This window comes from Echinicola arenosa (assembly GCF_014841125.1).
Taxonomy (GTDB): Bacteria; Bacteroidota; Bacteroidia; order Cytophagales; family Cyclobacteriaceae; genus Echinicola; species Echinicola arenosa.
The window spans coordinates 342,359-364,227 of record NZ_JACYTQ010000004.1 but is presented as its reverse complement, the minus strand read 5'-3'; the positions used below and the strand labels follow the sequence as shown (position 1 = coordinate 364,227).

13 protein-coding genes are annotated in these 21,869 nt (G+C 43.5%); 1 reads left to right on the top strand and 12 read right to left on the bottom strand.

Annotated features, from left to right (window positions below; translation table 11 throughout):
- From IFO69_RS13695 to IFO69_RS13660, 8 genes are all read right to left on the bottom strand, one after another.
- Nucleotides 1-1,152, bottom strand: coding sequence for a glycoside hydrolase family protein (locus IFO69_RS13695; protein WP_192010687.1), 1,152 nt, complete (start codon nt 1,150-1,152; stop codon nt 1-3).
- Nucleotides 1,153-1,297: 145 nt separating this feature from the next.
- Nucleotides 1,298-2,614, bottom strand: coding sequence for a bile acid:sodium symporter family protein (locus tag IFO69_RS13690; RefSeq protein WP_192010686.1), 1,317 nt, complete (start codon nt 2,612-2,614; stop codon nt 1,298-1,300).
- 160 nt (nt 2,615-2,774) lie between these two features.
- Nucleotides 2,775-3,431, bottom strand: coding sequence for an aspartate/glutamate racemase family protein (locus IFO69_RS13685; RefSeq protein WP_192010685.1), 657 nt, complete (start codon nt 3,429-3,431; stop codon nt 2,775-2,777).
- A 122-nt stretch (nt 3,432-3,553) separates the two neighbouring features.
- Complete coding sequence (locus IFO69_RS13680) at nt 3,554-4,939, bottom strand: four-carbon acid sugar kinase family protein (protein ID WP_192010684.1); 1,386 nt, start codon at nt 4,937-4,939, stop codon at nt 3,554-3,556.
- On the bottom strand, nt 4,939-6,186 hold the full coding sequence (locus tag IFO69_RS13675) for a ribulose-bisphosphate carboxylase large subunit family protein (protein WP_192010683.1): 1,248 nt from the start codon (nt 6,184-6,186) through the stop codon (nt 4,939-4,941). The genes IFO69_RS13680 and IFO69_RS13675 overlap by 1 nt, the downstream gene beginning before the upstream one ends.
- Before the next feature lie 241 nt (nt 6,187-6,427).
- Entirely contained in the window at nt 6,428-7,462 is a 1,035-nt protein-coding gene (locus IFO69_RS13670) for a Gfo/Idh/MocA family protein (RefSeq protein WP_192010682.1), read from the bottom strand.
- Between the two features lie 213 nt (nt 7,463-7,675).
- Complete coding sequence (locus IFO69_RS13665) at nt 7,676-10,528, bottom strand: glycoside hydrolase family 2 TIM barrel-domain containing protein (RefSeq protein ID WP_192010681.1); 2,853 nt, start codon at nt 10,526-10,528, stop codon at nt 7,676-7,678.
- Nucleotides 10,529-10,814: 286 nt separating this feature from the next.
- The gene (locus IFO69_RS13660; RefSeq protein ID WP_192010680.1) at nt 10,815-13,004 is read right to left on the bottom strand and encodes an alpha-L-rhamnosidase-related protein; all 2,190 of its coding nucleotides are present in this window, start codon (nt 13,002-13,004) and stop codon (nt 10,815-10,817) included.
- 534 nt (nt 13,005-13,538) lie between these two features.
- On the opposite strand from IFO69_RS13660, the gene IFO69_RS13655 reads away from it, so the two are divergent.
- Nucleotides 13,539-14,045: a hypothetical protein gene (locus IFO69_RS13655; protein ID WP_192010679.1), complete on the top strand. Its 507-nt coding sequence runs from the start codon at nt 13,539-13,541 to the stop codon at nt 14,043-14,045.
- A gap of 137 nt (nt 14,046-14,182) precedes the next feature.
- Here IFO69_RS13655 and IFO69_RS13650 read toward each other — a convergent pair whose 3' ends face one another.
- The 4 genes from IFO69_RS13650 to galB form a co-directional block, all read right to left on the bottom strand.
- A complete protein-coding gene (locus IFO69_RS13650) occupies nt 14,183-15,769 on the bottom strand; it encodes a sodium:solute symporter (RefSeq protein WP_192010678.1) in 1,587 nt (528 codons plus the stop codon).
- A 95-nt stretch (nt 15,770-15,864) separates the two neighbouring features.
- Nucleotides 15,865-16,959 carry a Gfo/Idh/MocA family protein gene (locus IFO69_RS13645; RefSeq protein ID WP_192010677.1) on the bottom strand — a complete coding sequence of 365 codons (1,095 nt, stop codon included), beginning with the start codon at nt 16,957-16,959 and terminating at the stop codon, nt 15,865-15,867.
- Between the two features lie 193 nt (nt 16,960-17,152).
- Nucleotides 17,153-19,036, bottom strand: coding sequence for a right-handed parallel beta-helix repeat-containing protein (locus IFO69_RS13640; RefSeq protein WP_192010676.1), 1,884 nt, complete (start codon nt 19,034-19,036; stop codon nt 17,153-17,155).
- Nucleotides 19,037-19,330: 294 nt separating this feature from the next.
- A complete protein-coding gene (galB, locus tag IFO69_RS13635) occupies nt 19,331-21,763 on the bottom strand; it encodes a beta-galactosidase GalB (RefSeq protein WP_192010675.1) in 2,433 nt (810 codons plus the stop codon).
- Nucleotides 21,764-21,869 lie beyond the last annotated feature (106 nt).

The following is a 21,869-nucleotide window of genomic DNA, read 5'->3' as shown; positions in this document are numbered from 1 at the left end:
CTATTCTGCATCTAGTGGAAGAAAATCTAATTCACTAGTTCCTAAATCCTGTGAAGTGGCTACAGCAATGCCTCTTTGCTCATCTTGGTTGACTGCGCAGTAATAATGGTACACGACCCCATCATGCTTGACCACAAATGACTTGTGAGCAAAAAGATCGTCATAAGGCTCCGAGGGACTGATCAGGTCCTCTCCTTCCCAGTCCACCCAATCGATCAGGTTATTGGAAACCGCAAATCTGTTAAAGGCAAAAACATCTTCTCTGTCCGGCCAAAAAGCACCAAAGTAAAACATGACATACAAATCTCCCATTTGCTGGATATAGGCGTCACCTGAAATTCCTTTATGGTGATTGATCAAAGGTTCCTTCCCATAGCGTTTCCAATTTTTCATATCATCAGAAACGGCCATGGCTATTCGCTCTGCTCCACGGGCAGGATTGATGCTGTCCCCTCTGGCATTATAATACATGATAAAAGGATGGCCGGTAAATTCTTCTTCGTCTAGAATGACTGAGTTTTTGTACATGGTGCTGTTGTCCCACCACTGCGCCGCTTCTTCGGTTGGGGTCAGGACGGGCTTTTCCAATCGCTTCCACTCATGGGCCACCGTTGGATCCTGATCAGTATAGGCCATTCCGATAGACAAAACCCCCGCTTCATACCCTCGGGTATTTCCTCCAAAATAGCTCATCCAATATTTATCATCGTATTTTCCCAATGCATAGCTGCCTCCCCATGTTTTGTCCTGCAAGGCGATATAAGCAGCCTTTTGGTTCATGTCCCAATCGGTTGTATCAGAGAAAGACATCACCTTACCTTTATCTTCCCAGTGTAATAAATCATCACTCTCTGCCAACCAAGTTTCATAGCCTCTTCCTCCGTAAATCAAATAGGTCATGTACCATTTGTCTCCTTCCCGGAAAATACTTGGACAATCCATCTTTAAATCATTGGAAGGAGGAACTTTCACCAAACCGTATTTAAAAGGCGTTTTAATTTCCTCATAAACTTGCTGCATCACCGAATCGGTGACTTCTGGAAGTGCATTTTCAGTATGGGCAATCCCTTGCTGATCACTCTTGGAGGAACAGGCTAAGGTCATCATGCTAACACAGGCAAGTACTGCGAAATAGGTTATTGGTCGAGTCATAAATAAAAACGTTAGATCAGCCCATTGAGGACTGTTCATTCTAAGGTTAAAATTACTAAACACCCCGTATTTACCTTCCTGTGCTATCATGGTAGAGATACCTACTCTAAAAATAGAAAAACAGTTAAGGCATCGCCTAATCCATCTAATTTGTCGACAATCTTTCAGACACCTCATTCGCCTCCATTTCCTCTTCTTTGATTGATTTCTTCCGCCAATAATTGGCCAATATCGAGCCAGAGACATTCATCCAGGGACTGAACACTGCCGGAGCCAAACCCACAGTCCCCAGTTTACCCATCGAACCGGCTAAGCCAGAGGCCATACCTCCATTTTGCAATCCAACCTCCAGGGCCATCGCCCGAGCTGAAGACACATCCAAACCCAAAAGCCTGCTCAGCCAATACCCAAAGAAATACCCAAGACCGTTGTGTATAATGGAAGCCAAGAACAACAGTCCACCTACCTGCAGTAAATTATCCCTACCCGCCGCAGTGGTCACCGTGGTGAAATAGACAATACCAAACATGGAAACATAAGGCATCATCTTATCCAGATTTTTAAATTGTCGCGTGCATAAATGATAGGCTACACCAAACACCAGAGCTCCCACAAAAAAACTCAAAATCTCTAAGGACTGTAAGGCTTCCGCCGATGCCATGTCAACAAAGACCTCCCATAGCCCAATTGGTAATGCCAGCAGATAAATGAGAAAAAGTGTCGCCAGCAAATACATACGGTTTTTCATTCCTTTACTGGCCATCTTCAAGTAATCATGTAACAAGGCCGCTCCAATGGGGACCAAGACAATTTTGATGATGTTCATCATCATATCCAAAAAATCAATATCAATCAATGTTCCCGCTAAAGTTTTCATCCAAAATGGCGTCATCAACGGAGCCAGCATGGTGGCCATGGCCGTAACCGTTACGGAAAGTACCAAATTAGCCCTGGCCAAATAAACCATAACATTGGAAGCCAAACCACTAGAACAAGCTCCCATGAGGATTATTCCAGCGGCTATTTCAGGATCAAAGTCAAAGATTTTGGTCAAGGCAAACCCCACCAAAGGCATGATGGAAAACTGACTGAGCAAGCCTACCAAAACACCTTTTCCCGTGCTCCCCAAATGAGCAAAATCTCTTAAACTCATCTGAATTCCCATTCCAAACATGACTGCTTGAACGACAATCAAAATCAACCATTTATTCCTCAGGTCAAAATCCCCCCAGTGTAAAAAAGTCTGAGGATAAAGCATACCAGCCACCACTGCTGTGATAATCCAAGCGGTATACTGATAACCTTTCCACCTTTCCATGGCTCCCATGCCCATCGTAAAGGCCAAACAGGTCACCAAGGCTGCCCCCTGCCATATTAGGGTATATCCCATGATCAGGGTCACGCCAAATACCAACAAGGTTCCTAAGGCACATTTTAATAAAAGCTTGTGAAGGTTGTGCATGGGCTTGTTTATTGATTCATTGGCTTTAAATGGTTATTTGCGGTGGGCCGATCTCTCCACTGCCGACACCGACAACCTATGGCAATTTGATGCAAGAAACTTATTTTAGGTCTTCTCTAGTTGTCATTACTCCTTGGTCATGCGGCTTTAGTCTTACTTGCTATTTTAAGATTTCAGCTAAATACTTCACCGCTTCCGGTGGGCTGGCTACAATTGGTACTTTCTTATCTGCTTCATCCAAGGTATCCACCACCCTGGCCATAGAAGCTTGCGCAAGCAAAATCACATCTACTTCTTGTGAAAGTTCCTTTAGCGCCTTGGATACCATTTCATCATGCTTTTTAGCTTGTCCGCCCATCAACGCTTCAAAAGCGCCTTCACACAATTTTGAGGTCAACAAAATGTCCTTTCCGAATACCTTGGCCCTTCTTCTCACCAGATCAGCTGTTGGTTCCAAAGTGGTCGGAAGAGTAGCGACCACTCCGATCTTTCTTCCGGTTTTAATGGCTAAATCTGCCATAGGCTGATCTACCCGTAGCACAGGAACTCCACTCAATTCGGCTGCCGTTTCTACGGCTGCGCCTATTGAAGAACAGGTCACCATGATATGATCTGCTCCCGCAATTTCTGCTGAACCTACATAGTTCACCACCCTTCGGGCAGTTTGAGGTGTCAGTTTCCCTTTGCTGATCACATCCTTGATCAGGCTGTCGTCCACGATATTAAATACCTTTATATCGGTAAGATACTCATCGCATAAATGCTGAAATATAGGCACCAAGGTGGCCGAGGTATGAATCAATCCTAATGTTTTCATTTTAGTTACTTGGTTATTTTGCTACTTTATTATTGAATATGTGATAGTAAGTTTCTCATGTCATTTTTTTCCGACTTCGGTCTTCCAACCTCTCGCATCAATCGTCTTACACCTGATTTCAATTATCCATTTATCTGTCCTTCCATCACTTTAACAAAGTAATCTTCAGCTCCAACTTGCCCCCCTTTGAAGTTGACTTCCATTCCGTCAATGGGCGAGTCCGGGGCGTGTGCTTTACAGAGGGGAGCTCCTGGCACCATTGGTGCTATCATCTCCACGGCTTCAATCCCCAAAGTCCGCGCCACCTTACTGGAAGTATCTCCGCCAGCTATTAACAAGCGCTTGAACGGCACTTCATCTGCAACATTTCTTGCGATACTGCCCAAAACCTGCCCAAAGAAGTCAGCTGTTTTGGAGGAAATGTTTTCTTGAGCAATCCCTTGACTGCTCAGTAAGTTTTTTGTCTCTACCAACCGAGGATCATCAGTTCCCAAGGCAGTATGAATAATTACATGTTTGCCTTCCTTCAACTTAGCCACCACCTTTTTTTGATAATGGCCAATTGCTTCTCCTTGATCAATCAACTTCGCAGGATCAAGTGCTATTTCCTCAAACCCATGTTGAAGGGCGTATTGAATTTGACCCGAGGTTACAGGCGAGCAGCTTCCTGAGAGAACCAACAAGGGTTTCGCTTTTCCTGGATCAGCCCAGATTACCTCATTGGACAATTTCCCTTCTGATTTCCAGTAAGCTCCAAGAGCCATTTCCACCCCAGAAGAACCTACTGAAAAGTGAGTCTTATTTTTACCGGCAAGATCAATCGTCTTGCCTATATTGGTCAATTGATCGGGATACAAAGCATCGAATAGCACGACTTGAGAAGCTTTATCCAGTTCTCTTTGGAGTGCATTTTGGATTTTATTATCTCCCAACTCCAAGATATCCACCAAGCCAACCTTTAGTTGGGTTTGCTTGGCCAAGTGCAGGCGCAAATCACTTTCATCAGCCGGAGTGGTAGGGTGCTTGCTCATCGAGGGATGCCGATCAAGGCGATGGATAGCTCCTTGGCTTCCTATGCCCATTCTTGCATAAAGATTCCCAAAGGTACAATAACGGCCTAGAGCAGGAGCAGCTACCAAAAGAGAAATATAATCCGTATCGAAAACCGCCGCTCCCACTTCCATTGCCTTTCCTATATTCCCGATCTTAGGGGAAGAGTCAAATGTAGAACACACCTTATAATGCACCTGTGGAGCCCCAGCAACTTTTAAAGCACTAAAGGCTTCGGACAACTCTTTCTCCAAATCGCTTGGTCCCATGGACCGGGTCATCCCGGCAATTCCAATGGCCTGAATACCTTTATATTTTTCCAGTTGCTCGGTTGAAGGAGGAGCAATAAACAAAACTGTTTTGACACCTGCCCTGCTCAGAAAATCCAGCGCATCAGAGGAGCCCGTAAAGTCATCCCCATAGTAAGCAAGCAGCAAATTGGTTTTATTCGGAGACATTACTTTTTACCAAACTTTTTTACCGACAACCCAAATTCCTCGTATTCCTTCGCTGCCTCCTCGACAGACAGTCCATTTACAGCGGCTTCCCAAGCTTGCTGCAATGCCCTTACCCCTCCTGCAGGACCCGCTGGATGAGCCATGATACCTCCACCGGCCATATATAAAAGATCTGTAGTACTGGTCCTTCTATAAGTCTCGGGAGCTTGACCGCCCCATTGTCCTGATGAGACCACTGGCATCACCTCATAGCCTCCCAGCAAAGGTGTCAAACAGGCCTCTATGGAATTGACCACTGAATCATCAGATTCCCAGAATTTATTTTGAATGCCATTCACATGTAGCTGATCGACACCTGCCAACCTCCAAATTTTCTGATAGGCCCTAAAATCTATCCCCAATAAAGGGTGCCGGTTCAGCATACCCCAACCATTTCTATGGGCATGAATGGCTAGTTCCCCTCGATCACAAATGGCTTTTACCCCCGCCAGCCCAACACTATTAATGCTCATCATGGCACATGTCCCCCCACTTTCCAAAACCTTGTCATAGTGGCGGTGCATTGCATCAATTTCATCGGATATATTAAAGGCATACATGACCTTTTTCCCAGTTTTATCGGCATGTTCATTGATCACCTTCATGATCGCCTCCACCCTTTTGTCAAAAGGTGAATTAGCAGAGGAAGCCATCAGCTCATCATCCTTGATAAAGTCTATTCCTGCTTCTGCTAAAGTCTTGACCAAAGCAGCTGTTTCTTCCGGACTCATGCCAATGCTGGGCTTAATAATCGTACCGATTAAAGGTCTGTTTTTAGTCACCCCTGTCAATTCCCTACAGCCTTTAATGCCAAAGTTGGGACCGGAGAAATGCGCTGCAAAAGAGCTTGGCACTTCTAGGTCCATTAACTTCAGCCCGGTAAATTGCGTGATTTCATACAGGTTTCCTTGTAAGGTAGAAACCATGGTGGGCAGGTTATAGCCAAAATTCTCAATGGACCAGGACACCCTGACCATGGCCCGGTGATATTGGCCAGATGGTGAAATGGCTCCAGGAATGGCTGGCTCGCAGACTGTCTCCAGTTCTTCTATTTCTTCCACACGCGCAGCAAAGCGCTGTTTTAAGGCTTCCGTTTCTCCCGGTACAGCCACAAAAGTGCCGGATGATTGCTCCCCGGCCAATACTTGAGCTGCCTTCTCCACCGCATAGGGTGTTTCTATATAATATGTTGCAGTAATTCTTTCCATAGGTATTAAGGGCAGGACAAAGGCCTCACACATGAAAAAAGTAAGACAGGAGTATGGCTCCCGTCCTACTAAAAACCTAATAAAACCCTATGAACAAATGTAAATAGCTTGTACGGCCTTAGCATCCTGAACTTACCTGCTTGTAGAAACAGCTAATCAAGTTGTTATGAAAATTAAAGCGAAGCAAAAAATCGTATCGACTCAGAATTGGTGGATAAAGATTTCATGAGAAATAAAAGTTTCAAAAATCACGCTCTAGCTGGACACCTCCGGTATCATTGGACGCATATGCTGCCTCCACACAGGCCATGGTATAAATACAATCTTCCACGCTGTTATCAGGAACATAAGAAGGATTTTCCAGTGCTTTTTTCATCTCGGCCATACTGCCAATAAACGCATGGGGAAACCATGTCCCGTTAATCTTCACCTCTTGCCATACTGGTTTTTTACCTTCTTCCAGTATCACATATTCAAATTTATCGGCTGTGCCCCTGGGGTAATCTTTGTAAAGCCCCATTTCCACCATAACCGCCCCTTTTGTCCCTTCGATTTTAACATATGATTGCTGATGTTTCAATCCAAACTCATGCGCATGATTGGTCAATATATTGGCTTGGAGCATTTCACCATAATCCATAATGATATTGCTTTTTACAGATGCCAGCTTCTGCATTTTGGGATGTTTGACTGTTTTGGCATATATTTTATTTGGATTGCCTAAAAAAGACCGGACCAAATCCACATAATGAATACTGTGGTAAAGTATCTCCACCCTCTCTGACGAAAATAAAAAGTCCCACAAATGCCATGGAGTAAAGACATTAATCTTGATCTCAATATCGCAAAGCTCACCGAGTTGACCCGAGGAAATGATCTCTCTCGCTTTTTGAATGTAAGGCGAATAGCGCATTTGAAAATTAATGCCAGCTTTAAGTTTTTTCTTTCGACATAATTCTAAAATAGCTTGGGCAGAGTCCAAGTCATCACCCATGGGCTTTTGGATCAAAACCACTGCTTCATCGGGCAATTCGCTCAAAACCTGTAATACTACTTTTCCCGGTACTGCTACGTCAAAAATAGTTTCCTTGTCCGCGGCAGCAGTCATTTTAGCGATCGATGGATATACATCGGGGATCGAAAACGCCTCTGCAAGCTTATGGGCCTTGGTCCCATCGACATCAAAAATCCCTGCTACATCAAAATTTGCTAACTGGTAAGCGGGCAAATGGGCATCCCTTACTATCCCCCCAGCTCCTATGATCTGAATCTTCATTACCTAACACCGTTTAAAAATTTACCTGTTGAGTTTGCCGTTTAGGGACAGGGGCAAGTTCATATGATCCAAACTTGCCCTACTCATTATTTTAGGCCAAAAATACAAAAAGTATCAAGGCATTAAATTATTTCGGGTGTTTTCATAACATAACATTAAACTCAGTCATCTCCTACAAGAAGTCCTTACCTCTTCCTCCTGCCATGTACTGAATTAATTTGCTTTAAATTTGAAATAAACCCTTCTGGATTTCGAACCCCTTACATGCTTGGGTTGGGAAGAGGGGCCTACCAAATCGGTAGCATTTACCTTGTTTCTCACCGCGGGGATCACGTCAAAGACTGCCAGTCCTGTTTGGGGCAAGGTGTATAACAAGGCATCTCTGCCGTCCCTAGGTGTGTAAACACCCAGGTAATTATTTTGCTGGTCATTGGCCATGTAAATTTTCCCTTCCTCAGTTTCAAATGCTGCCCAGTGCCAATCGTGGAAATAACCCTTAAATTCTGGATAAGTAAAGGACTCCCCGGGAATAGGATCATTGTAATCGTTGCCCCAGATATCCAAGGTGGTGCCGTGAATTCGGTTCTGCCAAGCACGGTAGGGACCTTCTCCCAACCATCGGATGGCCTTTACTTTTTCTTCAGGGTAGTCGAAACTTACGCCCATCAGTTCAACCACCCCATTATATGTATAGGTATAATCCAGCTGTAACAATCCTCCTAGCTGAATAGTCCAAACTACCTCTTCCAAAGAACCAAAATAGCTGACCTTTACTACTACATTCTCTCCCTCCTTCTCTGCATTGATCATCCTTAACTCCTGTTCCAAATCCAGCTCCTTATAAATCCTATCCATCCCCTTTTCAAATTCAGGGTCTACCGTTCCATCCAATGTCCGGTCGCCTCTTCTAGCCGCCACAAAACGCGGTCCACCAGCAAAAGCCATATCCTTTCCTCCTTCTTTAACAGACACGATTTGTCCACTCTCTTTGCTAAAGGTCACTTTCAAATCCCCAGAAGAAACCACATAGTTTCCTTCATTCTCTTCCAATTCGACTGTTCCAGCACCTGCCTGAAGATATTGCTTTGATTGCTCCCAAGTAAAATGCCAGGTCCATAATGCTTCACCTTCTGGACTCTTGGCCGTCAAGTATAAGACATCTGCTTCCTTCCAATTGGATGGTAGGGGAATGATAATTTTGCCCTCGCCATGTGGAGCTACATCGGGACCACTCAGTTTACCTGATTGAATGACCTTATGGCCACTTTTCTCTTCTTCTGGCTCATAAAATGCTCCCAAAGACCACTCAAAACCACAAGCATTCAAATTGGTGAAATCATACCTGTTTTCCACCTGAAAAGTCCCATCAAAATCAACTGGTAACTTGTCATCTTGCATGACCATCACCGGAGACCAAACTTCCTTGATCGTAAAGAAACTTCCTTCTTTTTCATGGTGAGGTCCCACGATGCCATCCGCACCATAATTTCCCTGATTATCTATTCGGCCATCCTGGTCAGTGCGGGCAATACCCTCATCGGCAAATACCCAAAGAAAACCACCACCACTTCTTGGATGTTGGCGCATCATTTCCCAGTAGTCAAACAAACCACCTCCATGGCCACCGTCATACAGGCCATGTAAAAATTCCGTGGGCATAAAGATATAGTCTCCCCTAAAATATTCTTCTGTCTCGCCATAGGAACGATAGTGCATCGTCTCTACTCCGCTGAGCAGCTGTTGCGGATGAAGCACGGGTCGGTTTTGGGGATCCCATTTCGCAAATTCATCATCCAGCTCCGTATTCCAGCCGCCCTCGTTGCCATTGTCCCAAAAAATCACACTGGGGTGGTTAACATCACGCGTCACGAGCTCCTCCACGAGCTTCATGCCGATGGCTTCATCATAGTGTCCGTGCCAGCCACCCAACTCATGTAGTACATACAAACCCAATTCGTCACACGCTTCCAAAAACTCCGGATCAGAAGGGTAATGCGAAAGTCGCACCGCATTCATGTTCATTTCCTTGATCAGCTTGGCATCTGCATAGTTCAATTCTTTGTTCAGCGTCCTACCGGATTCAGGCCAAAAGCTGTGTTTGTTTACCCCCTTCATCAGTACCCGCTGGCCATTGATGTAAATACCATCACTGGCCTTTAACTCGATAGAGCGAAAACCAAAGCGATCATCGATCTGATGTACCAATTCGTCTCCATCATAAAGAGAAAACTGTATGTGGTAAAGGTTTGGCGTTTCCGCTGTCCAAAGGTCAACTCCTTCAAAGCTGCTTTCCAAAATCACCTTATCTCCTCCCTGGATGATGGATTTCTTTATTGGCTTCCCTACAAGCTTTCCTGCCATATCGATCACTTTGGCCTCCACCTTCATATCTTGAGAACTCGCATGGCCCAAAAACACTTCTGCCCTGAACTGACCATTGGCCTGCGCATCAATAGCAGTACGGTCAATGAATTTTGCGGGAAAAGCTTCCAAAAACACCGGTCGGAAGATCCCTCCGAAATTCCAATAATCGGCCCTTCTTTCCGCTAAATTGACACTGGCATTGGAAGATTCCTTGCTGACTGTCACTTCCAGTAGATTTTGCTTTCCATATTTTAGCAGATCAGTGATATCGTATTTAAAACGGTAAAATGCTCCTTGATGCTTATCACCTGCCGAGCGACCATTGACCCTTACTTCTGTATCGGTCATGGATCCATCAAAAACAATTCTTACCAACTTGTTTTCCCAATCCTTGGGCACATCAAACTTGTATTTGTACTCACCCACTTCATCCGCAATCCCATCAGGAAAGGGCTTTCCGTAAAACTTAATGCCGTATTGGTACTTTCCAAATCCTTCTTGTTCCCACACAGAAGGCACACTGATGGTGCTCCATTCCTCGCTGTTTCGGCCTCCGGAAATTTTGAATTCCCACTCCTTGGTATCTTGATAGCCCTTACCGGACAGGTACTGGATTTCCGTTTCTTGTGCTTTCAACCCTGACACCGCAAAAACAGCTACAATTCCCAAAAACAGTTTATGGATTCGTATTGGTCTGATCATTATCATTGATTCTTATATTTCATATTATGTATATCCGCAACTTTACCAGTGAAGATTAAAAGCGAGTAGAAACTACCCTTTTGATTAAAGTATCAACTGCTTTGGTCTTCAGATCTACCTGGCAGTTAGACAGGCTTCCCTCCACTTTAGCAAAGGAGGTATGGTTACTGGCATCATAGCGGATAATCAGATTTCATATTAATTATCCGCTTTTCCCAATCTTCCTTCAAAACGAGGATTCCTTAAGTAAGACATTTATCATACTACTTCCATCATTCGAAAACACCTACTTCACAGCCTTGTATTTCACCAAATACTCCTTCCCAGCCTCTAGGAAAAGCTTATACTCACCATCGCCCAATGCATTGACTTCTCCTTGATTGGTCTTTGGCTTGGACCTACTCTTAAATATCAGGACACCCTCGCCTTCATGTGAGGAAACCTTGATTTCATTAGTGGAGCAATGCACGGAAATAGCTCCATTTGGTGTCGGCACTTTTCCTTCCATCCATTCCAGCCCGCCTAGCTCTGGACGTATTTCGTAAGTTCCATATCCTGCGGAAAGGGGCTTTACCCCCAAGTAATATTTGCCAAAAAGGTAAATCGGACTAGCTCCCCAAGCATGGCAAAGGCTCTTGCCATAAGGCCGTCCATACATGGACAAATGTTCGCTTCCAGACTCGTTCGGATCATATTTTTCCCAGAAAGACGTGGCTCCCAAATCCAGCATTCCTCCCCAGTAATCTCGAATTTCATCAAGTACAAATTCTTGCTCTCCCATTGCGCAGAGGGCTTCCAATTCATAAAAACGCATATAAGGCGTGGTGATTTTCTGGACATTATCGTTTAGCAACACAGACTGTTTGACCGCCACTTTTTGATCTTCGGAAAAGTAATCAAAGAATATCCCGAACATATTGGCATAGCGGGTGACATTGTCGAGTACTTTGCCATCGACACGCTGATGCATAATAGCTTCGTGATCCTTGGACCAAAATACCTCAAACAGCTTTTTCTTCATCTCATCAGACAACTTTTCGTATTTTTGATGCCCTTCTTGATCTCCTGCTATTTCGGCGCTTACTGCCATCGCCTCTAAGCTTCTGGCGAATAGCATTTGCTCAAAACTCACCTCACCCTGCTTGCTCAATCCATCTGCCCAATCAATAAAGATCCAGTCTCCCGGCAATCCTTCCATCATGCCATTTTCATTCCTCCTTTCCAAACAAAAATCCATCATGCTTACCATCCTAGGATAAAAGTTCTTGATAAATTCCTCATCACCCGAGTACAGGTAATAATCATAAATCCCCACAAACCAATAAAAGGAATAATCCATAATGGTATTCATGTGACTGGACACTGGTTCCTTACCTCTTAAGGCCAACAGTGTCCTGCGAACAGAGGCATTGTCAAAGAAAAGATAATAGTTCATCAGGTAACTTTGGTAGGCATCCCCTGACCAAATCCATCGATCTCGTTTGATCCCATCCAAGAAAAACTCTCGGGTATTGAGGTGCATGGTATAGGCGGAGACATCCCAGATTTCGTTCAGCAGCTCATCGGAGGAATTCCATTCACCGCGGTATTCTACAGGCAAATATTCATACAGCATCGAAATGGAATCGTAGCTGACTTCAGGATCATGCTGTACCTGTACATAGCGAAAAGCCTTGGAGTTTTTGATCGTATATTCCTCCTCTTGGCTGCCGTCAAAGTGAAGATAATCTAAAGTCTCACAGTAAGCACTGTCCATTGCCTCTTCCTCAGATTCACCGTAATAGACATTGACATTCCCTTCTCCCTTTAAGCCGTGGAATTGGATATATCCAAAAGTCTCCTTACCAAAATCAATAAGTTCTCCATTCCCCGCTGACTTTACAGCTTTGGCGTATTGCGGTGTGTTGGCCAGCCGAAATTCCGAAGGCAAATCCTCAGCAGAGTTAAAATTCCAAGTTCCCACTGCTTCCCAGTTGGTGCCAGATTGGTCAGAAGCCTTGCCGGTTTCGTCAATCCACTCCTTGTCCTCAAAGGTCACCTCCCAGCTCTCATCGGTTACCAAGTAATCTCCTTGGATAAATACCGCCGGTACACGTTCTTGGTTATAAACTTTGATGACGACTGTATGTTTTCCGGCGGGAATGCTGATCTTTCGGGATGATCCATGTTGCTGCATTCCATCGATCTGAAGTTTAAACTGTCCCTCGGTAGCAATTTGAATTTCGTCTTTGGCAGGAAGTGTAAACTCTTTCCTGAAAGTCACCAATGCATAAGGACTGTAATACCGCCAAAGAGGCGGCAAAAAAGCTCCCCGCTCTGTCCTTCTGGCTTGCATTTTATTGCTTAACCAAATTTCGTAATCACCAGGATACCAGATCCACGTAGCTTGAACGTCTGATTCCTGTGCCTGCGTCTTTAATGGATCAAAACACAACATAAAAAGTAATAGGAGGAGGGTATATTTTCGGGTTTTCATTGGAGGTTTATATTGTATCAATTGGTTATTATTTCTAAAAATGGGATCCTAATCCCAATTCTCCATCCTGCACATTCCCGTACCCCTGAATTCATCAAAATGGAGATTTAATTATGCTGTACGCTATATAACCTAGGCATTTCGAAAATTGAGCTTCTAGCTTAGCTGAATCAGTTAATAATGCTTAAACATACCTCCATTCTCCTAAAGGGGGACTTGCCTTGTGCTTTCCCCTCCTGTTTTGACCGTACATGTTGTAGAGTCTCAAATCTTACGTCTAATATCTATCCCCACTAGGTGTAGAATATACATCATTCATTTTGTTGAATTTGTAATGCCAGTATGGATCATTACTGTTCTTTTCAGATAAAAATACCCCACCTTATTTTTTGTTTACAATATATTTCCTTGATTTAAAGATTAACATTTTAATGAGCAGTATAAATGATGTACTGCTAATTTAATGAATGATAAGATTTGAGTTTTTATAAGAGGTTAATAGACCTACTTCCTTCAATTAAAAGTTTTAGACTTATGTTTTCTAACTATATTAGGCCAATTCTGGTTTTTTTAATCTTTGGGATATTTAGTTGCAATAATGGAAAATCTCCCATTATATATCCAGAGGGCCTAGAGTTCCTCAGTCTTGAAAATACATCAGATAGTATTTGTATGACATGTGGCAACCAGATACTCATCTATCACAATTTTGATGAAAGTAGCCTCTATATCTTTTCTCCTAAATTTCAATGGGCTGAGCTAAAAAGAAAATATCCTGATGTGGGTATTGTATCGGTATTTGAAGGGAATGACAAAGAATTTCTTATTAAAGAATTAACCAAGCTCGAATATCCATGGCCTGTTTTTTATGATAAAAACAGACAATTTTTTAGCTTAAATAAGTTCGATACAGTTGATAAGAAAAATAAGAACTTTATTCCATTTCACTTAAAAAATGGAACAGCAATAGACTATGCTGAAGTTGGTGTCTTTCCATATTTAGAAGAAGAACTGAACAAAATTCTTAAGGTAGAGGACTAATTTTGATTTAATAAGTCTGCTCCTTTCTCGACTAGGAGTGAGAATAGATCATAAAGCATTGAATGGTATTGTAATTAGGAGGTTGCGGTGATGCCTGTCTTGTCTCTTTGTTCTTCATTCTATCTCAATACTCCTGACTAATGCCCATTAAACAACAAATACATCCCTATCATCACAATGATCAAGGCAATCCACAGCCATTTGACCTGATTGGTCAATTTTGGGATGGCTCCATAATCCAAAGTGCTTAAATAAGGATCTTTTCTATTTCGGTCGATATAGGAAACCACCATGATCAGCACGGCCAAAAACACGAAAATATAAAATGAAAGCAGAAGGAAATGAGGCCAAAAGACATATTCGGCATTCGGAAATACCCAAAGATACAACACACCTATGCCAAGGCTAAGAATAGTCCCAAAAAGCAATACAGTATTGGCAGCCTTGGTGGTTGTTTTTCTCCAAAGCACACCAAAAAGAAACACCACCGACATTGGTGGCGCGATAAAGCCCAAAATGGACTGAAAAACATCAAAGAGGTTAAGTCCCTTGATGCTGTCAATCGCCAAAGTCAGAAAAATGGCGATCACGGCCCCCAAGACAGTCACCACCCTTCCAATCGTGACGATTTGCTTTTGACTGGCAGCCGGTTTGTACTTTTTCACATAAATATCCATGGTAAAAACCGTGCTCAGCGCGTTCAGAGCTGAATCGATGGTACTCACTAATGCTGCTATCAATACCGCCATAACAAGCCCCGTCATCCCTACTGGAAACAGCTTGGTCACCATGGTCATATAAGCCTCATCCGGGTTATCAAGATCGGGAAACAACACATAGCAAATGATGCCAGGAATAATAAACAAGGCTACATCCAAGATCTTTAACCAACCAGTAAAATTAGCTCCCAGCTGACCTTCTTTGAGATTTTTGGCACCCAAAACAGATTGTACCATAGATTGGTCAGTGCACCAAAACCATACTCCCATCACTGGATATCCCAACGCAATAGCAACCCAAGGATAATTGGGGTCATCCGCTGGCAACAACAGGTTCCAATATTCCCCCGGCGTATTCGCTAATAGCTCGCCTATCCCTCCGACTTTATACAAACCAGTGAGTGTAAGCACCAACGAGACCAGAATTAACAGCAGCATTTGAAAAACATTGGTATAGGCAATGGCCTTAAGTCCTCCGGCAATGGTAAAAAAAGCAGCGATAAGAATCAAAATCACCACCGAAAGCCAAAGCGGCAAATCCAAAATCTGGCGAATCAAAATCCCTCCTGCAAATAAGGTCAGGGAAAGCCAACTGATCAGCACAGTGATGATGGTGTACCATGCCAATATGTTCTGGGTAGAAGGTCCAAAGCGTTTCCCCATAAATTCCGGAAGAGTTTGTACCCGAGCTCCCAAATACCTTGGCGCAAAAACTACTGCCAATAAAAAAATAAAGATGAAAGCATACCAAGCAAAATTACCTGCTACCACTCCTGTCGTATAGCCTATGCTCGCGGAGGCAATCAACATGGATGGGCCGACATTGGTACCCCACATGGTAAAACCAATACTGGGCCATCTCAGGGAATTGCCTGCCAAAAAAAGGTTTTCATTGGCATCTCTTTTTTTCTTAAAACTCACCCAATAACCTATGCCAATTAGGGTAACAAGGTAAAGGCCAACTACTGTAAAATCCAGTGGCTGAAGTATGTCATGTATTTCCATGGATAATTTTGGGTTTGATCTCCACGTGTATCGTCGCCATTTTGCAATCTTACTTTTTAGTATGGAAGAGGGCGAGGGCTAACACCGATGCAAGCTTAATTTTTCAAGTAATTTTCCAGTCCAAATTCAGCAATCACTTCAGAAACCTTTTCAGGCCTTCCGCTGGCAAGACTCCTTTCCATTGCTTTTAGTAGGGCAATGGTTCCTATACCTTCGACCAAATCTGGATAGGCCACAAAATCATAGTTTATGCTGTCCACAAAGTACTCAAGGTAATTGTTGTACTCCCCTGCGTGATGGCTTTTTCCTTCAAACCGGAAATAATGTTTGGACTTGTGCTCCCATGTGACCACTTGTTCTTCTCCCATATTGTCAGTAATCGCGTAGCGCAAATCCATGTAATCCCCTTGGCTACATCCTTCCGTGCCCCGAAGTATACAGCTCATTTCACTGTCCCTGACGGCAGGCTGGACGGGTCCGGTATATGCACCAGAAACCCTTGCTACTCGCCCATCCTTTGCTTTGAAAATGAAGTGCATAGTGTCGGAGTTTTTCAGACCACCTTTTTGACCATTGCTGCTGAGCATACCGTAGCCCATTACTTCTTCGATATCTGGCAGGTACCACCGAATAAAATCCACCGGATGGCTCAATCCACCATATAGCCACTTGAAAGCAGGCTCCAATGACCAAGGCTTTTCCAAAAACCATCGGTGATCAGCATGATAATAAGCTTCCACGGTGATTAGGTCTCCAATAAGACCTTTTTTATAGTCTGCATTTTGTCGCTTCATGGGCTCAAAGAACCGACTGCTCTGCCCCACAAATAGCCGCTTTCCGGTTTTCTTTTGCAAGTCGATCAGATCCCTGGCTTCTGTCAGGTCATCCAATAATGGCTTGGTGCAGACCACATGCTTGTCATGCTCCATGGCCATTTTAATATGAATGGCGTGGAGCTTGTCCGGGGTATAAATGGCAATCGCATCGATTTCAGGATTTTCCAGCATGTCCTCATAGCGTGTGGTATAGTTGAAAAAGTCAAACTCCTTGCCTCGCTTTTGGCAAAGTTCTTCGTTGCGGTCACATACTTGGACCAGTTGGATTTTTTGGCTGCTAAGGGCCGCAGACATTGTGCTTCGCCCTTCTCCCAATCCCAAAATCCCTAACCTAAGCTTTCCTTCTTTTGTCATTTTTTTAGATGTTAGATACTGAATTTTAGAAGTAAGTCGGGAGCATTGAGTGGTTAGAAGGTGCGCTAGTTTGTTACTAAAACTTTGTTCCTGCTACCCATAGATTGACTTTTGGGGTTGCTAATCCCGAACAGCTTACCCGCCTCCAGTCTCCCTTCTTGCTACCTTTTACTAACTACTCTCTGCTTAATTCTTACTCCTTGATATTTTGATAATCTTCTTCCAATCCTGCTTTTTTCCTGATGGACAAATCCACTTTGGGGCCATTGTTTTCCCAAAGATTTCCTGGCCCAGGACTGTTGGAAAAGAATTTATCTTTTTCGGTCCAGTTGTCGATGGCTCGGATATAAGAAGAGCCCTCATCAAAGTAAATATATTGATGATGATGGGGCATATGAGCATAAGGCGCGTCTTGAAGATCATAGATGGCATTCTCACTGATCACAGTATTGGGTTGGGCAGAGAGGGTATAAATGCCTCCCACGTCGTACATCTGCTTTGCAAAATGATGGATACGGTTGGCATGGATACGGTTATTTTTGGCGGAGGTAATGGTTTTGGTCCAAAACCATCCCACGCAAATCCCGGAATAATTGATATCGCTCACCTCATTGTGCTCAATATTGACATCATGGGCCGACCCTACACTGATCCCTACCGTACCCCAATCTTCATTCGTCACATTGGTAATGTAATTGTTAGCAATGGTCAAGTGGTGCACCAGCTCTCTTTGGTCTATGGGATTATAAGGCAAATGGGATTCAAAATCAGGCCCACCGAAATACCCTGCTTGAATGCCTGTACCTCCGAGATCCTTGAATACATTTCCGATTATTTCGCTGTTACTGACTCCTTCCACGAAATCCAATCCTGTTGCGGCCATGTGTTCAAAGCGACATCTTTCAAAACGGATTTTTTTGGCATAATTAACCGCTACTCCAGCAGGTTGACGGCCAGTCCATGCTTGATTTTCTAAACTGGCCTTATCAGGTGTCCCTGGTTGCTTGAGTTTGTAAGCTTCCAAAATGTACCAGCCTGCCTGTAAGGGCACATGTCCCCGATGCGATGGCCTCATCCAAGTGGTATGTTCAAAACCTATTCCCACAAATTCCACATGCTCAACCAAATGATCTGCGTTACCTTCCACCTGAACGATGGTTTCCAAAAAAGGTACAATGGCCTCTGCTTCCTGCATATTTTCTCCGGCTTTAGGCCAGTAATAGACTTTGTCCCCTTTCTTATCTAGGTACCATTCTCCAGGCTGGTTGAGCAGTTCGGCTGCTCCTTGCCAATAATAAGCCGAATTGCCATTGTATTCTTTTTTTTCATCGATAAACGGTGCTGGCCAAGGATGTTGGAATTCTATTTGACTTTCTGGCTGATGAAAAGTGAGCTTGGTTTTTTCGCCTAATACCTCTACTGATTTTACTCTCAAGTTGGCAATGGCCCACCATTGGTGAATGACAAATTCCAACTGATCGAGATTCTTGAAATCCCATTTTGGTGTGGGAATCCACATTTCTTGCCGGGCACTGTCCACTGAAAGAATCCTGTCCAATTCACCTTCATCAAGATTCGTAGCCCTTTTTGCTTTTTGGCCATTGATCCAGAGTTGGCGGAATTCTACCATTTGGCCTCCTTCCAAAGGGACTTCTGCCACCCATAGCTTTCCTGTTGCCTCCGCGGGAAACCCTTGGATTTCATCAGGGGCTTTTCTCCAATTTTTTACAGTTACCCCTCCCGAAAAAACTGGTTGGGCATTTGGTGCCGCTTTGATTGTGGTAGGGCTCGTTGCCGTCCCGGCATCTTCAGGACGGATCAAAAGTGGCTCAAAGAACTTATAAACACCATCTTCAACAATAATCTGGATTCCGCCTGCTATGGAAGGATCCTGTAGTCGCCGCAACTCCCTTGCTTTTCGCAAAGCCATATGAACAGTTGCCAGCGGGGACTGTTTGGTCCCCTTGTTGGCATCACTGCCATTTTTCGCTACCCAAATATCAGCAGCTGATGCATTGTAAAATAATCCCAACAATAGGGCTAAAAGAACACAGTAGGTTACTTTAGGTCTTTTCATTTCTTTGGTTATTTCAGTTAAAGAGCTCCTGGAGTCTTTAACCAATATTACCTCAACATCCGCTCATTACTATCCTGCACTTTCGGGATAATCCTTATAAAATGAAAAACCAATAACCAAAAGCTTTATTCTAAGCCTCAAGATTATCATGCCAAAAAATATTTTAAAAACACAGCTTATTAATGTGTATTCATCTTTGCAGTACTTTACAACCACTATTTGAACACACTGGAATTGAACAGGCAAACTCTATCAAAAGGGAGTTTCATTGACTTGTGGATAAATATTATCCTATTAATCTACTATTTTTAGTTCGATCTCAGCCGGCTGAAGATTTTCTGCTGTGGCCTTAACTTTCACCACTCCACTATTGGAAGTAGATTGAACAATTAATAGGCACTTTCCTTTAAACGCCTTACGATAATTGACCTTAAACGGCTCCAAACTGGCTTGGTACCCATTGTCAACTCCTACAATAGTAGCCTCTTCACCTTCCAATTCAAAATGCACCATATTGTCTGCGTAAGGCACTAAATTACCTTCCATGTCCTGAATGTTTACCGTAATGAAAGAGAGGTCTTTCCCATCTGCTTTGATGATTTCCCTATCTGGGGTCAAAGTAACTCTTTGAGGCTCTCCAGCAGTAAAAATTTCTCTTTCTAACACTGCCTTTCCATTCTTTCTAGACACTACCTTAATATTTCCAGGCTGATATCGAACGCGCCACATTACATGGAGTTCATCATCAGACTTTTTCCTGGTTCCTTGTGACTCTCCGTTGAGGAACAATTCCACTTCATCTGCCTGATTATAATAAGCCCACACATCAACCATTTGGCCTTCCTCCCAATTCCAATGGGGAAAAACATGTAATACTGGGGTATCCGTCCATTCACTTTGGTACATGTAATAAACATCCTTGGGAAAACCGGCCAAGTCTATGATTCCAAAATAGGAACTTCTGGCCGGATAAGGGTAGGGAATAGGTTCTCCCAAGTAATCAAACCCTGTCCAAACGAAGAGGCCAGCCATAAAGTCTTGCTGCTTAATTGATTTCCATGTTTCCTCATGTGTACTGCCCCAATAGGCAGATACCTGGTCATAAGCGGATACGGTATAATCCTCATTCCCAGTAGTCAGGGGTTGGTCATAGGATGCAGGCCAACGCATTATGGTATCAGAAGGCAGGTCATAATGACCTCTAGTGGCCAATGCAGACATATTTTCTGAAGCAATCAATTTTTCACCTGGATACCAGTTAGGAAAATTCTTGTGGTCTTTGTGCTTATAATTAAAACCCAAAAGATCCAAAGCACCTGATTGGTAAATGAAATTCTTCTTGGGAACATTTTCTGTCAATGCGCAGGTCACCGGCCGAGTATTGTCAAGTTCTTTTACAATTCCCACCAACTCACGCGTAATGCTGATACCGGTACTGTCAAATTGCTCTCGAATCTCATTCCCAATACTCCACATCATTACGGAGGGATGGTTTCGATCCCTCAAGATCATATCTTCAAGATCCTTTCGATGCCATTGGTCCCAAAAAGTATGGCTATCTTCATCCACTTTTTTCTTTTTCCATACGTCAAAGGCCTCATCTTGGACAATAAAGCCCATCTCATCGCACAAGTCCAATAGCTCAGGAGCTGGAGGATTGTGAGCCGTTCGAATGGCATTAACTCCCATTTCCTTTAAAATCTCCAACTGCCTTTCAATTGCCCTTTTATTGACAGCAGCTCCCAAGGCACCCAAATCATGGTGGTTACAAACCCCAAGAATTTTCATCGGAGTTCCATTGAGGGAAAAGCCTTTCTTGGTATCAAACTCAAAATACCTGATCCCCAATGGTGTGGTATATTCATCTTGCAATTGCATACCGGCATATACCTTCGTTACCACTTTATATAAGTATGGCCTTTCAGTAGACCATAAGGCTGGCTGACTAACTTCCATTTCTTGTAATATCTCGAAGTGACTGCTGCCTTCCACAGAAGCTTTGGACTCCAACTGTGCCACCTCTTGATCTTCAGCATCCAAAATCACGGTTTCAATGGTCAGGTGTCTTCGGTTGTGACCTTCATTTCTAATGATCACTTCCAGTTCCACTTTAGCCGTTTCGTTGCTGATTGCTGGAGTGCTCACAAATGTGCCCCAATGATCCACATGGATCTTGCCTGTCCTGATCAACCTTACATTTCTATAGATTCCGGAACCTGTGTACCACCTTGAATTGGGTTGGGCAGAATTATCCACTTTTACCGCAATTACATTGGCATCATCCCCATATGTCAGGAATTCACTTAAATCATACTCGAAAGAACTGTAACCATTTGGCCGCTCTCCCAAACGATGTCCATTGATCCAAACCTCACTGTTTCTGTAAACCCCATCAAATTCTACCCAAATGCTCTGCTCACTTGCCTCTTTGGGTAAAAAAAAGGTCTTTCGGTACCAACCCATACCCGCTGGCAGTGCTCCTCCCTCTGGTTTGGTAGGATGATCTTCACTAAAATTACCTTCAATGCTCCAATCATGGGGAACTGAGAGTAATCTCCAACTGGAAATATCAAATCCTTCCCGAATGGCATTGGGGTGATCTCCCAACTTAAAGTACCATCCTCTATTAAAATCAACAACCTGACGAACTTCCTTAGAAGAAAATGAGCAGGCCCAAAAGCCAACAAGCATCATCAAAATCATTGAAATACTATATAGTTTCTGCATAATTCAATTTATAAATCCATATCGAGAGGAGTTTCTGGTAGGCTCTCACTTGTAAAATAATACACAGTTTTCTAGAAAAGAAGGCTTTCAAACATTTTACCACTCC